This is a genomic window from Streptomyces sp. NPDC036815 (genome assembly GCF_055609205.1).
Genome location: NZ_JBVJPW010000007.1, coordinates 183,713 through 197,643, shown reverse-complemented (window position 1 = coordinate 197,643; position 13,931 = coordinate 183,713). Strand labels below are relative to the sequence as shown.

Here is a 13,931-nt window from a genome sequence, read left to right as displayed (position 1 = left end):
GGGAGGGCAAAGCCAATGTCGGTAGGCGAAGAGATCCGTACAGAGTCGGAGAAGCCGCAGCAGAGTCTCGGCACATCCGCCGCGCGGAATCTGGCCACCACCACCAAATCCGCACCACAGATGCAGGAGATCAGCTCCCGCTGGCTGCTGCGGATGCTGCCCTGGGTCCAGGTGCAGGGTGGCACGTACCGGGTGAACCGCAGGCTGAGCTACTCGGTCGGCGACGGCCGGGTGACCTTCGTGAAGACCGGCGACCGCGTGCAGGTCATCCCGGCCGAGCTCGGCGAGCTGCCGGTGCTGCGGGACTTCGAGGACGAGGAGGTGCTGGGGGAGCTGGCGCAGCGCTGCCATCAGCGGGAATTCGCCGAGGGAGAGGTCCTGGCCTCCTTCGGCAGCCAGGCGGACGAGGTGTTCCTGCTCGCGCACGGCCGCGTCGAGAAGATCGGCGCGGGTCCGTACGGGGACGACACCGTGCTCGAAACGCTCGCCGACGGCTCCTACTTCGGCGAACAGGCACTCATCGACTCCGAGAGCATCTGGGAGTACACCGCGCGTGCGGTGACCGCGTGCACGGTCCTCACCCTGCCCCGGCAGGAACTCGAACAGGTCGCGGAGCGCAGCGACACGCTCCGCGACCACCTCCAGCAGCTGCGGTCCCTCCCCGCCCAGCGCACCAACGGGTACGGCGAGGCGGCCATCGACCTGTCGGCCGGCCATGTCGGCGAGGCCGTGCTCCCGGGCACCTTCGTGGACTACGAATCGGCACCGCGTGAGTACGAGCTGAGCGTCGCCCAGACCGTGCTGCGCATCCACACGCGCGTGGCCGACCTCTACAACCAGCCGATGAACCAGACCGAGCAGCAACTGCGGCTGACCGTCGAGGCGCTCAAGGAGCGCCAGGAGCACGAGCTCATCAACAACCGAGAGTTCGGCCTCCTGAACAACTGCGAGTACGAACAGCGGATCCAGCCCCACAACGGCGCCCCCAGCCCGGACGACCTGGACGAACTGCTCAGCCGCAGGCGCGGATCCAAGCTCTTCCTCGCCCACCCGAGCGCGATCGCCGCGTTCGGCCGTGAGATCAACGGGAGGGGGCTCGCCCCGGAGACCATTGACGTGGGAGGCACCAGGATCCCCACCTGGCGCGGGGTGCCGATCTTCCCGTGCGACAAGATCCCGGTCACCGAGGCCCGTACGACGTCCATCATCTGCATGCGTACGGGAGAGGAGGAGCAGGGTGTCATCGGCCTGCGCCAGACCGGCATCCCCGACGAGATCGAACCGAGCCTGTCCGTACGGTTCATGGGCATCAGCGAGCAGGCCATCATCTCGTACCTGGTCTCGACGTACTACTCCGCGGCGGTGCTCGTGCCCGACGCGCTCGGCGTCCTGGAGAACGTAGAGATCGGCCGATGGCAGTGAGTCGGCCGAGCCGGCCGTCGTGTCTCCGGGCGCGGCGCGGGGTACACCCCCTCCGTACGCGCCCACAGGCCGAGGAACCGCCACCGTCCTCATCCTTCACGGGGTGAGCCCATGACGGACATGACGACGGGCACGACGGCGGGTGCGACGACGGTGGGCACGGCTGGATCGGCGGACGTGACGGCGGACGCCTCGGGGCGTGGCCCGGGGGCCGGGCCGGGCGAGGGGCACGAAGCCGCGGAGATTCTGGCGTCGGCCCGGACGCACGTCGATCCGGAACTGCGCAGGGCGATCGACTCGCTGCCCGGATCGCTGCGCCGGATCGCGCTTTACCACTTCGGCTGGGAGCACGCGGACGGCACACCCGCCTCGGGGAACGCGGGCAAGGCCATCAGGCCCGCGCTCGTGCTCACCGCGGTGCGCGCACTCGGCGGGGAGCCCGCCGCGGCCGTACGGGCGGCGGCCGCGGTGGAGTTGGTCCACAACTTCACACTCCTGCACGACGACGTGATGGACCGCGACACCACGCGCAGGCACCGGCCCACCGCCTGGACCGTGTTCGGCGAGGCGGGCGCGATCCTCACCGGCGACGCCCTGCAGGCACTGGCACAGCGGCTGGTCGCCGAGGACCCCCACCCGGGGGCCCCGGCAGCCGCCGCCCGGCTCACCGCCTGTGTCGTGGAGCTCTGCGCGGGCCAGCTCGCGGACTCCGCGCTGGAGGCCCGAAGTCCGGACGAGGTCACGCTGGAGGAGTGCCTCGCCATGGCCGAGGCCAAGACCGGGGCACTGCTCGGGTGTGCCTGTGCGCTGGGGGCGGTGTACGCGGGGGCGGGCAAGGAGGAGGCCGACGCGCTGGACGGGTTCGGCCGGGAGGCGGGCCTCGCCTTCCAGCTCATCGACGACGTCATCGGCATCTGGGGTGACCCCAGCCGCACGGGAAAGCCCGCGGGCGCCGACCTGGCGGCACGGAAGAAGTCCCTGCCGGTCGTCGCGGCCCTGGCCTCGGGCACACCGGCCGCGGCCGAACTGGCCGAGTTGTACGTAGGAGGGATAGGAGGGGCAGGAAAGGTAGGAGAAACAGGAGAGGCAGGCGAGGCAGGAGAGGCAGGCGACGGGCGGGAGTTCGCGGCGCGTGCGGCCCGTGCCGTGGAGCGGGCGGGGGGTCGGGACTGGGCGCAGGGGCACGCGGCGGACCGGATGTCCAGGGCGGTGGGTCAACTCGCCGGAGCGGTGCCGGATCCGGAATCGGCGGGCGGCCTGCTGGCACTCGCGGAGTTCGTGACGCGGCGTACGTACTGAGAGGGGGACGGGAGGGGGCATAGGGGGACGGGATGAAGGCCTGAGATGGGTGGCGTTGGGGTGAGGAGGTGGGACACAGCCCGGTGCGGCTCGGCCTGGGGAGGTCCGGGCCCGCCGGGCCGTGGGGGACCAGCCGCCCTCCGGTGTACGCCCGACGATCACTTACGCTGCAACCGACGTGCCGCGCCCAGGGGTTGACGGGTCCGTGAGCGCGTCGTCGGAAGCGGACGAGTGGTGAGGGGCGGGCTGTGGGCGTGGCGATCCGGAGGGCCGGGGAGGGCGACCGGGAAGGCGTGGTCCGGCTGCTCGATGCGGCGTTCATGCAGGACCCGGTGAGCAGCTGGATCTTTCCGGAAGAGGAGCGGCGCCTGCGTCTGCACGGTGGGTTGATGGGGGCCTTCTTCGACATCGCGCTCGACGAGGGGTACGTCGACGTCACCGAGGACGGCGCGGCCGTGGCGTTGTGGTGGTCCGTGTCCGTGGGTGACGGAGGGACGGGGGAAGGGGAAGGTGGCGAGGGCGAGGGCGAGGGGGGCGAGGACGGTCCGGCGTTGCTGCGCCAGATCGTTGATCCGGACAACGAGCGCGTCGAGGTGATCGGGCGGCTGACGGACGCGATCCATCCGACCGTCAGGGCGCACGAATACCTGCACCTCATAGCCGTGCACCCGGACCGGCAGGGCGAGGGGCTCGGGACGGAGCTCGTCGCCGCGGTGCTCGAACGGTGCGATCGCGAGGGCAGGCACGCGTACCTGGAGGCGAGCAATACGCGGAGCCGTGACCTGTACGCACGCCTGGGGTTCGAGGTCATGAGTACGACGCTCGATCTGCCGGACGGTCCGCGGATGTGGCCGATGTGGCGGGAGCCGGGGGCGGCGGCGAAGAGGTCGACGTCGTAGGACTGCTCGGTCGGCCGTATCGGAATAGCGTGGAGGTATGGGCAGCGAAGAGCCACGGCCCGACCTTGCGCCGCAGAACGAGGGCGAGCCGGTGTGCAAGGTCTGCGGAGGGCCGGTGGGTACGGCGATCCGGCGGCGCAAGGTGCTCGGGGTGTTCGTCCCCGTGTGGGGCCCGGGGCCGTGCCGCAACGCGGAGTGTGAGGCATGTGTCCTCGATGAGGACGATGAGGACGAGGAATCGGGTGGCCGGGCCGGTGGCGGCGAAGGCGCGGAGGGCAAACGGCTCCGGTCGCGGCCCCGGCCGCGGTACGGCAGGAGGTACGTCGCGCGCGGGGGCAGGGGCGAGGGCGGAAGCGCGGCTCCTCGCGGAGAGGGCGGCAGCGGCAGCACGTGACGCCTCGCGGGTCGGCCGCCGTGTCGACCGAGACCGGGCACGCATCGAGCCGCACAAGTCGCGGTACGAGGCCGTGGGTGAGAACCAGACGCGCGTGCGCGCCGGGGTGGGTGAGGTGCGTGTCCGGTATCGGTCGAGACGAGGATCGAGCGGGGCGGGACGGCGGGTGTGGCTCGGGGAGGAGGCCTGTGGGGGCGGTGGTGCCAGCGTGATAAACACGTGGGATGACGAGCTGCGGCCGGGCGTTCGACGCCGTACTGAGTGACCTCGACGGCGTGATCCGCTTCTACGACATGGCGGAGCTGGAGGAGCTGGAGCGTTCGCTCGGCCTGCCGCAGGGCAGCACGGCGGAGGTGGCCTTCCGGCCCGCGACCGACATGCCGCTGATGCGCGGGGAGAGCACCAAGGAGCGGTGGATCGAGTCGATCGCGGACGGGCTCGTCGACCGGGTGCCGCGGGCGCGTGGGCATGAGCTCGGGACGACGCTGGCCGAGGCGAAGTTCTGGGCCGACGAGGTGGTCGTGGGGCTGCTCCGGCAGGTCCGCGCGGCCGGGCTGCCGGTCCTGCTCGTCACGAACGCGACCCCGTGGCTCGCCGACGACCTCGCCCTGCTGGGGCTGACCGGGCCGGAGGGCCTGCTGGACGACGTGGTCAGCAGTGCCGATCTCGGCATCACCAAGCCGGACCGCCGTATCTACGAGACGGCGGCGGCGCGGGCCGGGACCGCTCCCGGCCGCTGCCTCTTCGTGGACGACCGCCAGGAGAACGTGGACGCCGCCGTCGCCCTCGGGATGACCGGCCTGCTCTACCGGGAACCGGAGGACCTCCGGGCGGCACTGGCCCCGCTGACCTGACCTGACCTGACCTGACCTGACCTGACCTGGCCTGAACCGGCCTGACCCGGCGGCCTGGCCTGAACCGGCCTGGCCCGGCGGCCTGGCCTGAACCTGCCCTCAAGGCACGGGCGCGCCCTCCCGCTCCATCGCCCCTACGAGCCCCCGTGCTCCGCGAAGTCGTCCAGCACCGCGTTCAGGTGTCGCAGCGCCGCCGTCACCCGCGCCGGGATGGCGAAGAACGGGTCGTCGGGCACCGGCAGCGACCCGGCGAGTGCCAGGCCCCGGGCCCGGGCCCACGTCGCGTCGTCCATGCCCACCTCCGCGCGGAAGGTCTCCCGCGCCTCGGCGGGCAGGAACATCCAGGTGGGGATCAGGTCGCAGGCGGGGTCACCCACGGCAAGGGTGCCGAAATCGATGACGGCGCTGAGGTGACCGTCGACGGAGAGGAGGTTGCCGGTCGCGAGATCGCCGTGCAGCCACACGGGGTCGCGGTCCCAGGCGGGCGCCGCGAGGGCCGCCTCCCAGACCGCTGTGACGGCGCCCGTGTCGACGATGCCGTCCAGCTTCTCGATCTTGGACCGTACGAGGGAGTCGGCGGCCAGCGAGTCGCATTCGGTGCCCACGCGCTCGCCTCGGAAGGCGTTGCTCAGGTCCGGTGCGGGGCCGCCGGTCGCGTCGATCTCCTGCAACGTGCCGATGAACGCGGCGAGTTCACGTGCCGTGCGGATCGGGTCGGCGAGGCCCTCGGTGGTCGCGGCCGTACCGTCGAGCCAGCGGTAGACCGACCAGGGGAAGGGGTAGCCCTGTCCGGGCCGTCCCGCGGCGACCGGTGTCGAGACCGTGAGCGGCAGCTGCGGGGCCAGCCATGGGAGCCACCGCTGCTCGCGCTCGACCTGGCCGGTCCAACGGGCGTACCGCGGCAGCCGTACGGACAGGTCGTCACCGAGTCGGAACGTCGCGTTGTCCATGCCGGGGAGCGGTACCGACGCGACGGGCAGGTTGGCCCACTGCGGGAACTGTTCGGCCAGCAGTTGGCGGACGAGGTCGGCGTCGATCTGCACGGACGGAAACTCGGACGACGACACGGGTGACAACTCTGGCAACTCCTCTTTGAGGCTGGGCACTTCGGATGGCGTGGGATGCCTCATCTCACCTGCTCCAGCAACCCTGGTCCACCGAATTTCACGGGCGTTAGGCTCGCGCCCCCCTCGGCTCGGCGCCCTCGCCCGCCCGCCGACGGGTGGTGATGTCGAGGCGGTTGAAGAGGCTGGTCATGCCGATCATGAGGACGATCGCGGCGAGTTGGCGTTCGTCGTAGTGCGCGGCGGCCTCGTTCCAGACGGTGTCCGGGACGGCGTCCGGGCGGTCGGCGAGGCGCGCCGCGTGCTCGGCGAGCGCGAGTGCGGCCCGCTCGGCGCCGGTGAAGCAGGAGGTGTCGCGCCAGGCGGCCACGGCGTGCAGGCGCTCGTCGCTCTCGCCGTTCCGCAGGGCGCCGCGCACACCGAGTTCGACGCCCGCGGCACAGCCGTTGATCTGGCTCGTGCGCAGGTGGACGAGGGCGAGCGTGGCCTCGGGCACGCCCGCGGCCCGCGTGCTCTCCCACAGGCTCCGGAGGGCCGGCGCGACGTCGGGGAGGACCTCGGTCGGATTCCTCATCCCGATGATCATTACTGTTCTCCTCGGTTGTCACGTATGTGTGGGGTTGCCCGTCATACCTATGACGGGCCGCGACGGGAGAAAGTGACAGATGGACGAGAACGGATCGGCACAGGTCGCGCTCGCGGCGAGGTTCGAGGAGCACAGGCCGCGTCTGAACGCGGTCGCGTACCGCATGCTCGGCTCGCTGAGCGAGTCCGAGGACGCGGTGCAGGAGGCGTGGTTCCGGCTGAGCCGTACCGTGGCCGGGGCGGATACGGGGGCGGGGTCGGAGGCGGGCGGCGCGGAGCCGGAGCCGGGGCAGGTGCAGAACCTGGGCGGCTGGCTGACCACGGTCGTCGGCCGCATCTGCCTCGACCTGCTGCGTTCGCGGCAGTCCCGCCGCGAGGACTCCCTGGACGCCTCGCTGCAGACCTTCGGGGAGACGCACATCCCGGACCCGGTCGTCACCCGCGTGGACGCGGTCGACCCCGAGCAGGAGGTGCTGCTCGCCGACTCGGTGGGCCTCGCGCTCCTCGTCGTACTGGAGACGCTGGCGCCCGCCGAGCGGCTCGCGTTCGTGCTGCACGACATGTTCGCCGTGCCGTTCGACGAGATCGCGCCGGTCGTGGAGCGTTCGCCGGCCGCGACGCGCCAGTTGGCCAGCCGGGCGCGCCGCCGCGTGCAGGGCTCCACGCCGGCGGCGGAGACGGACGTGGCCAAGCAGCGCGAGGTCGTCGAGGCGTGGATGGCCGCCACGCGTACCGGTGACTTCGACGCGCTGCTCGAACTCCTCGACCCGGACGTCGTGTTGCGCGCGGACACCGGCGAGCTGTCGTCGGGTCTGTCGAAGGTGGTGCGGGGCGCCGCGGTGGTGGCCGGGCAGGCGAAGATGTTCGCGCGGGTCGCGGCGGACCAGCACCTGGTGCTCGTCAACGGCCTGCCGGGCCTGGTCGCGCTCCCCGACGGCGAGGCCGTCTCGCTCGGGTCCTTCACGGTGGTGGACGGCAGGATCGTGGAGATCAACATCATCGCGGACCGCGAGCGCCTGAACCGGCTCAACCTGCCGGTGCTGGGGGGCTAGTGGTGCGTGCGCGGCGATGACCCCCGCCCCGCGCCGGGCGCGCGGCGGGGGCCACGACCGAGACGTCACCGACCGGCGACGCCGTCCCGGCCGCTGCCGCCGTTCGTCCGGCGTACCACCCGCAGCAGGTAGTCCTTGCGGTTGAGCGGGTCGTGGTCCGTCCGTTCGCGGGTCGGTGGCGTGCCGCCGCGTACCCGCTCGTAGTGGTCGAAGGCGGACTCCAACTCGCCCTCGCCGCGCGTCAGTCCCGGCAGCAGCTGCTCCAGCGCGTGCACCTGCTGCGCGGGGATATCTCCTTCCAGACGGTACGACGAGCCGTTCGTCGTCGGCGTGTGCGGGACGCAGCGTCTCCTCGACGGTCTCCTCGACCGCGCGGAAGAACGCGTACGGCATCGAGCCGAGCTCGACCCCGAGGAGGAACCGCACACCGGCGCCCACCGGCGCGGGCTCCACCCGCAGCCCGACCGTGGCGAGGAACGGGTTGGGGTCCTTGTCGATGATCTCGAACGCCGAGCCGGTGCCGACGACCCGCTCCACGCAGATCGTCGTGGTCGCACGGAACGACACGTCGAGGCCGAACTCCTCGGCGAGCGTCGCCTGGATGACCTCCTTCTGCACCTCGCCGTAGAGCGAGACCGACACCTCCTGGCGGACGGCGTCCTGGCGCAGGTCGATCAGCGGGTCCTGCTCGGCGAGCCGGGTGAGCGCGAGGTGCAGGGCGCCCCGGTCGGCGGGGTCCAGCGGGGAGACGACCGTCTCCAGGGTGGGCGGCGCGAAGAAGTGACCGCCGGGCTCGATCCCCTTGCGCGGTACGCCGATCACGTCCCCGATCCGGACGTCGCCGAGCCCCCGGAGCCTGCCGATGCGGCCCGCGCGGACCTCCTGGCCGGGCACGTCCTCGCCCCGGTCGAAGACACTGACGCCGGTGACCTTGCCTTCGCGACGGACTCCGTCCCCGTCGGCGGCGGTACCGATGTCCAGACGGTCGCGCGTACGGACCGTGCCCGAGAACATCCGTACGTACGCGATCTTCTCCCCGGCCGCCCCGCGCTCCACCTTGAACACGCTCCCGGAGACCGGCCCGTCGGCGTCACCGGCGGAGGCCGGGAGGAACTCCCGGACGCCGTCCATGAGTTCGGCCACGCCGACGCCCGTCACCGCCGAGCCGAAGAACACCGGGTGCACGAGCGCGCGGTGGGTCTGCCGGGCCAGTTCGGTGCGGAGACGGTCGTACGGGAGGGGCGTCGCGTCCTCTGCGTACGCGGAGAGGAGCGCGTCGTCGTGCGCGGCGAGCAGCTCGGTGAGGCGGGCGGTGAAGCCGCCCCCGGCCGGGGACGCGGCGTCCTGCGCGGTGAACGCCGTGAAGCGTGCCGCGCGCGTGCCGAGGCCGCAGACCGTGCCCATCGGGACGATGTCCGGGGTCAGCCGTTCGGTGATGTGCCGCAGGACGCCCTCGTAACGGGCGCCGCCCCGGTCCGTCTTGTTCACGAAGATCAGCGTGGGGATGCGCAGGCGCCGCAGCGTCCGCAGCAGGACGCGGGTCTGCGCCTGCACGCCCTCCACGGCGGAGACCACGAGCACGGCGCCGTCGAGCACGCTCAGGACCCGCTCCACCTCGGCGATGAAGTCCGGGTGGCCGGGGGTGTCGATGAGATTGACGGTGACGCCGCCCGTTCCCCCGTGCGTCTGCGGGGCGTCGATGACGAAGGAGACGACGGCGGATTTGATGGTGATGCCGCGTTGCCGCTCCAGGGCGAGCGAGTCGGTCCGGGTGTTTCCGTCGTCGACGCGGCCGACTTGGTCGATGACACCGGCGGTGTACAGGAGCCGCTCGGTCAGGCTGGTCTTACCGGCATCGATGTGGGCCAGAATGCCCAGATTCAGAATCTGCGGGGCAGTTGCATGCACGTACGGTCATGTCCTTTGCGGAAGTGGGAATTCCATTCGTGTGGGACATGCACGAACGCCGCATTTCCGTCTCCTCCGCAGATTCCGCCGACTCCTGCCGACGTCCCCCAGTGCAGCAGTCGGCGGTCGGACGCGGCAAATGATTAAGGACGAGGGTGCCGCGTCCCGCCAGCCACAGGACGACCGCCGCGTACGCGCAGACCGCCAGCACGTCGACGCCCACGGCCGCCCCCTCCATGTCCGCGGCCGTCTCCTCGGAGGCGAGTGCTCCGGCGATCGCGGCCGACAGCCCCATCGCGAGGAGGTTGTTGAGCACGTGCAGGCCGATCGCGGCTTCGAGTCCGCCCGTACGGACCGTCAGCACGCCCGCGACCAGCCCGAACACGACGAGGTCCGCGAAGCCCCACGGCGTACCCCATCCATGGGCCGCGGCGAACAGGACCGCCTGCGGCAGGATCGCCACCCACGGCGAACGGCACCAGGCGCCGACCGCCTGGGTGAGCCAGCCCCGGAACGCGTACTCCTCGGCCGACGCCTGGAACGGCACGAGTACGCACACCATCGCGAGCCCGAGCAGGAAGTCCGGGAAACCCGCCCACTCCATGGCGTCCGCGCCGTCGCCCGCCTGCTCCGGGAGCAGCAGCATGAGCCCCATCGACGCGGTGACCACCGGCAGTCCGACCCCCAGACACCGTACGAGCCAGCGCCACCGCAGCCGTCCGGTCACCGACGACAGGGTGCCCGCGGGCCGCCGTTGCGCCCAGCGGGCGGCCAGGAAGACGACGGGCGTGAGCAGGGCGAGCGACAGCAGCGCCTGCCCCGTCTCCCCGATGCCGCCCCAGGCGCGGAACCCGTCCTTGCCGACGGGCCGGTCCAGGACCGCCCCCGCCACCTCGCCCGCCAGCAGCACCACCAGTGACGCGACGACGGCGCCGACGAGCACGAGCCCGGTCCCGGCCAGCGGGCGCCACCAGCCGTGCCGGCCGGTGGCCAGGGCGAGGCGGTGGTAGGGGAGCGGAGGGGCGGGGGCGCAGGCCGTCGGCTCGTGGGGCCCGTACGGGTGGTGCGGCCCGTGCGCGGGTTCGTTCGTGGGGGCCGGCCGGTCCGCGGAGGGCTTCGTGGTCATGGGCACCAGCATTCCGGCGGCGCCGGGCCGTGGCGTCGGCCGCCCGCACGATCGTGCTCTCCAACCAGGGATAGACGCGGCCGACAGGAAGACACCCCTCCGTATCATCGAGGCCACCATGGAGCGGATACGTAACTGGCTGCTGCCCGTCCTGCTGGCGATCCAGCAGCTGGCCTTCTGGCCCGGCCGCGCCCTGCGCGACGACGACCCGGTGGGCGTGCTCCAGCCGGTGGCGGGGCTCGTCGCCGCGGTCGTGGTCACCGTGGCGCTCGGTGTGCGCCGCGGCCGTCCGGTCGTCGCCGCGCTCGCCGTCGAGGCCGCCCTGCTCGCCTGCCTGCCGCTCCCGGAGGACGCGACGCTCCTGCACGGCCTCGCTCCGCTGGTCGCCCTGTACTCGGTGGCGGTGCGCTGCCCGGGGCGGACGGCGGTCCTCGTCGGCGCCGCCCTTGCCGTCTGCGAGGCGGGCCGTGCGGCGGTACACCTCGAATCGGGGGTCGAGGCGGGCGGCGAGGCCGTCATCAACTGCGTGCTCTTCCTGTCCGTCGCGGGCCTGGGCCGCACCCGGCGTCGCTGGCTCGCCGGCCGCCGGGCCGCCGCGCGGGATCTCGCGCGGGCGGAGGCCGAACGGGCCCGCGCCGCCCTCACCGAACGCGAGCGTCTCGCCCGCGACCTGCACGACGTCAGCGCCCACCACCTCACATCGGTCGTGGTCACCGCGGCCGCCGCGCTGCGGCTCGGCGACCGCGAGCCCGACCTGAGGGCACAGGCCCTGCGGTTCGCGGCCGACACCGGACGCGAGACGCTGGCGGCGCTGCACCGCCTGGTGGCGATGGCGCGGACCGCGGCGGCGGACGAGGGGAGCGCGCTGCGGGACCGCGTCGACGAACTGGCCGACGGATTCGCCCGCCTGGGCCTGCGGCCCGCCGTCGACGTGGCGCCGGACCTGGCGGCGCTGACGGGACCGGTCGCCGACGCGGCGTTCGGCATCGTGCGCGAGGCCCTCACCAACGCGCTGCGGTACGCCCCCGAGGCGGCGGTACGGGTCCGGCTCCGGGCGGCGGGTGGGCCCGGTGGACCCGGTGAACTCGGCGAACCCGGTGAACCGAACGGGCCCAGTGGACCCGACAGTACGGTGTACCTGACCGTCGAGGACGACGGGGCGGGCTCGTCGGGTGGGACCGGGACCGGCGGGCCTCGCCTTCCCGCCGGGCAGCGGCTCGGCTCCGGGCGCGGCACGGCGGGCATGCGGGAGCGGGCCGCCGCGCTCGGCGGCACCCTGACGGCGGGGCCGCGCGACGACGGCCCGGGGTGGTCGGTGCGGGCCCGCCTGCCGCGCGCCCCGGACGCCCCACGCCCCACCGGAGCCCTGCGAGACCGGGCCGCCCGCCACCCCGCGCTGCGCGGCCTCGACCTGTCCGACGGGGCGGTCGCCCTCGCCGCCGCCGCACTCCCGCTCGTCGTGGTCCTCGCCGAGGACCCCACCGCGACCGCCCTGGCCTGCGGCCCGGCCGCCGCGCACGCCCTCCCGCTGCTGTGGCGACGCCGGGCGCCCTGGGCGGTGCTGTGCGCGGTCCTCGCCACGGCATGGCTCGCGCCGCTCGGCCTCGCCTTCGGCCTGCTGTCGCCCGCCGTCGCCCTGTGCCTGCTGATGGCGGGCGGGGCCGCGGAGTGCGTGGCGGTGTACGCGGTGGGGGCGTTCGGCGGGCCGGTCGGCCGTACCTGGCCGGTGATGGCGGTGGGGGCCGCGGGGCTGTCCCTATCCTCGATCGCCCTCGCGTCGGCCGACGGCATCCAGGACCTCGCGACGGACGGCGGCGTCGGGGTCCTGGTGTTCCTCGCGGTGGTGCTCGGGGCGGTGTTCCTGCTGCCGATGGCGGCGCTGTGGGGTCTCGGCGCGGGCGTACGGACGCGGCGCGAGCGGGTCAGGGCCTGGGAGGACCACGCGCTCACGGCGACGGTGTGGTCGGCGGTGGCCGAGGCGCACGAGGAGCGCCGCCGCATCGCCGGGGAACTGCGCGGCGAAGTCCTGCGGCACGCCGAGGCGGTGGTCGTCCGGGCCGAGGCGGGCGACCTGGACGGGGTCGCCGACGCGGCGCGGGCGGGTCTGGCGGCGATGCGGGGGCTTCTCGCGGTGCTGAGGGAGGCGGCGGGGTCTGGTCTTGTGCCTGTCTCTGGGGCGGGCGGCAGGGAGGCGGTTGGGCCTGGTCTTGCGCCTGTCTCTGGGGCGGGCGGCAGGGAGGCGGTTGGGTCCGGCCTTGCGCCTGTTTCCGGTCCGGGCGGCCGGGAGGCGGCTGGGTCCGGCCTTGCGCCTGTCTCTGGGCCGGGCGGCCGGGAGGCGGCGGGGCCTGGTCTTGCACCTGTTTCCGGGCCGGACGGGACAGGGGCGGCGAGGTCCGCCCCCGCACCTGCCTCCGGGCCGGGCCCGGCCACCGGCCCCAACCCGGGCCGCCCCGCGGGCGCGGCCCCCGCCCCCGCCCCCGTACACACCCCCGCCCCCGCCCCCGGCCCGTTCAAGAAGCCCACACCCCCCGACAGCCCGAAGGAGGCACCGCCATCACTACCGAGCGCGCGCCCGGCCACCGCGGTACGGACACCGGACCCGGCACCGACCATGTCCCCGCAGGGAGTTCGCCCACCCGAGTGATGGTCGTCGACGACCAGGCCGTGGTCCGTGCCGGATTCGCGGCGATCGTCGACGCGGAGCCGGACCTGCACGTGGTGGCCGAGGCGGCGGACGGCGCCCGTGCGGTGCAGCTGGCCGCCGAACTCGTACCGGACGTCGTCCTGATGGACATCCGGATGCCCGGCATGGACGGTCTGACGGCGACCCGCCTGCTCACGGCGGCCCCCGGCACCACCGCCCCCGGCACCACCGCCCCCGCCCCCCGCGTGCTGGTCCTGACCACCTTCGACCAGGACGCGTACGTCCACGACGCCCTGCGCGCCGGCGCCTCCGGATTCCTCCTGAAGGACGCGCGGCCCGAGGAGCTCCTCGCCGGTATCCGCGTCGTGGCCTCGGGCGAGGCCATGCTCGCCCCCACCGTCACGCGCCGCCTGATCGACGCCTTCGCCGGCACGGCCCCCGCCCCGGACCCCGAACTCCTCGACGCCCTCACGCCCCGCGAGCACGAGGTCCTCGCCCTGGTGGCCGCGGGCCACACGAACGCGGAGATCGGGGCCGCCCTGGGCGTCACGACCGGCACGGTCAAGTCCCATGTCAACGCCGTGCTGAGCAAGCTGGGGCTGCGCGACCGCGTGCAGGCCACGATCCTCGCCTACGACCTGGGCCTCGCCCGGCCCCGGAACACGTACTGACCGCCGAACGACG

10 protein-coding genes and 1 pseudogene are annotated in these 13,931 nt (G+C 73.4%); 7 read left to right on the top strand and 4 right to left on the bottom strand.

All coding sequences use genetic code 11. The features are described 5' to 3' along the window. Positions 1 to 15 precede the first annotated feature (15 nt). The 4 genes from ACZ69I_RS17260 to ACZ69I_RS17245 all read left to right on the top strand — a co-directional run bounded on the left by ACZ69I_RS17260 (position 16) and on the right by ACZ69I_RS17245 (position 4,868). Complete coding sequence (locus ACZ69I_RS17260; protein WP_470832996.1) at positions 16 to 1,422, top strand: family 2B encapsulin nanocompartment shell protein; 1,407 nt, start codon at positions 16 to 18, stop codon at positions 1,420 to 1,422. Between the two features lie 111 nt (positions 1,423 to 1,533). Beyond that, the gene (locus ACZ69I_RS17255; protein WP_470832995.1) at positions 1,534 to 2,721 is read left to right on the top strand and encodes a family 2 encapsulin nanocompartment cargo protein polyprenyl transferase; all 1,188 of its coding nucleotides are present in this window, start codon (positions 1,534 to 1,536) and stop codon (positions 2,719 to 2,721) included. Between the two features lie 248 nt (positions 2,722 to 2,969). Continuing rightward, on the top strand, positions 2,970 to 3,620 hold the full coding sequence (locus tag ACZ69I_RS17250) for a GNAT family N-acetyltransferase (RefSeq protein WP_470832994.1): 651 nt from the start codon (positions 2,970 to 2,972) through the stop codon (positions 3,618 to 3,620). Positions 3,621 to 4,238: 618 nt separating this feature from the next. Beyond that, positions 4,239 to 4,868, top strand: coding sequence for an HAD-IA family hydrolase (locus ACZ69I_RS17245; RefSeq protein ID WP_470832992.1), 630 nt, complete (start codon positions 4,239 to 4,241; stop codon positions 4,866 to 4,868). A 134-nt stretch (positions 4,869 to 5,002) separates the two neighbouring features. Here the strand turns inward: ACZ69I_RS17245 and ACZ69I_RS17240 are convergent, their stop codons facing one another. Next, positions 5,003 to 5,935 (bottom strand): aminoglycoside phosphotransferase family protein, encoded by a 933-nt coding sequence (locus ACZ69I_RS17240; RefSeq protein ID WP_470832990.1) that lies wholly within the window; start codon positions 5,933 to 5,935, stop codon positions 5,003 to 5,005. A 106-nt stretch (positions 5,936 to 6,041) separates the two neighbouring features. Then, positions 6,042 to 6,518: a carboxymuconolactone decarboxylase family protein gene (locus tag ACZ69I_RS17235; protein WP_470832988.1), complete on the bottom strand. Its 477-nt coding sequence runs from the start codon at positions 6,516 to 6,518 to the stop codon at positions 6,042 to 6,044. Positions 6,519 to 6,597: 79 nt separating this feature from the next. Between ACZ69I_RS17235 and ACZ69I_RS17230 the strand changes: the two genes are divergently transcribed. Beyond that, the gene (locus tag ACZ69I_RS17230; RefSeq protein ID WP_470832987.1) at positions 6,598 to 7,569 is read left to right on the top strand and encodes a sigma-70 family RNA polymerase sigma factor; all 972 of its coding nucleotides are present in this window, start codon (positions 6,598 to 6,600) and stop codon (positions 7,567 to 7,569) included. A 65-nt stretch (positions 7,570 to 7,634) separates the two neighbouring features. Here the strand turns inward: ACZ69I_RS17230 and ACZ69I_RS17225 are convergent. Both ACZ69I_RS17225 and ACZ69I_RS17220 read right to left on the bottom strand, forming a co-directional pair. Next, positions 7,635 to 9,477 (bottom strand): annotated as a pseudogene (locus tag ACZ69I_RS17225) (GTP-binding protein). Next, complete coding sequence (locus ACZ69I_RS17220) at positions 9,416 to 10,603, bottom strand: lysostaphin resistance A-like protein (RefSeq protein WP_470832986.1); 1,188 nt, start codon at positions 10,601 to 10,603, stop codon at positions 9,416 to 9,418. Before ACZ69I_RS17220 ends, ACZ69I_RS17225 begins: the two are co-directional and overlap by 62 nt. 118 nt (positions 10,604 to 10,721) lie before the next feature. Here ACZ69I_RS17220 and ACZ69I_RS17215 point away from each other — a divergent pair, with 118 nt between their 5' ends. Continuing rightward, complete coding sequence (locus ACZ69I_RS17215) at positions 10,722 to 13,247, top strand: sensor histidine kinase (RefSeq protein ID WP_470832984.1); 2,526 nt, start codon at positions 10,722 to 10,724, stop codon at positions 13,245 to 13,247. Further along, positions 13,247 to 13,918 (top strand): response regulator, encoded by a 672-nt coding sequence (locus ACZ69I_RS17210; RefSeq protein WP_470833152.1) that lies wholly within the window; start codon positions 13,247 to 13,249, stop codon positions 13,916 to 13,918. Before ACZ69I_RS17215 ends, ACZ69I_RS17210 begins: the two co-directional genes overlap by 1 nt. Positions 13,919 to 13,931 lie beyond the last annotated feature (13 nt).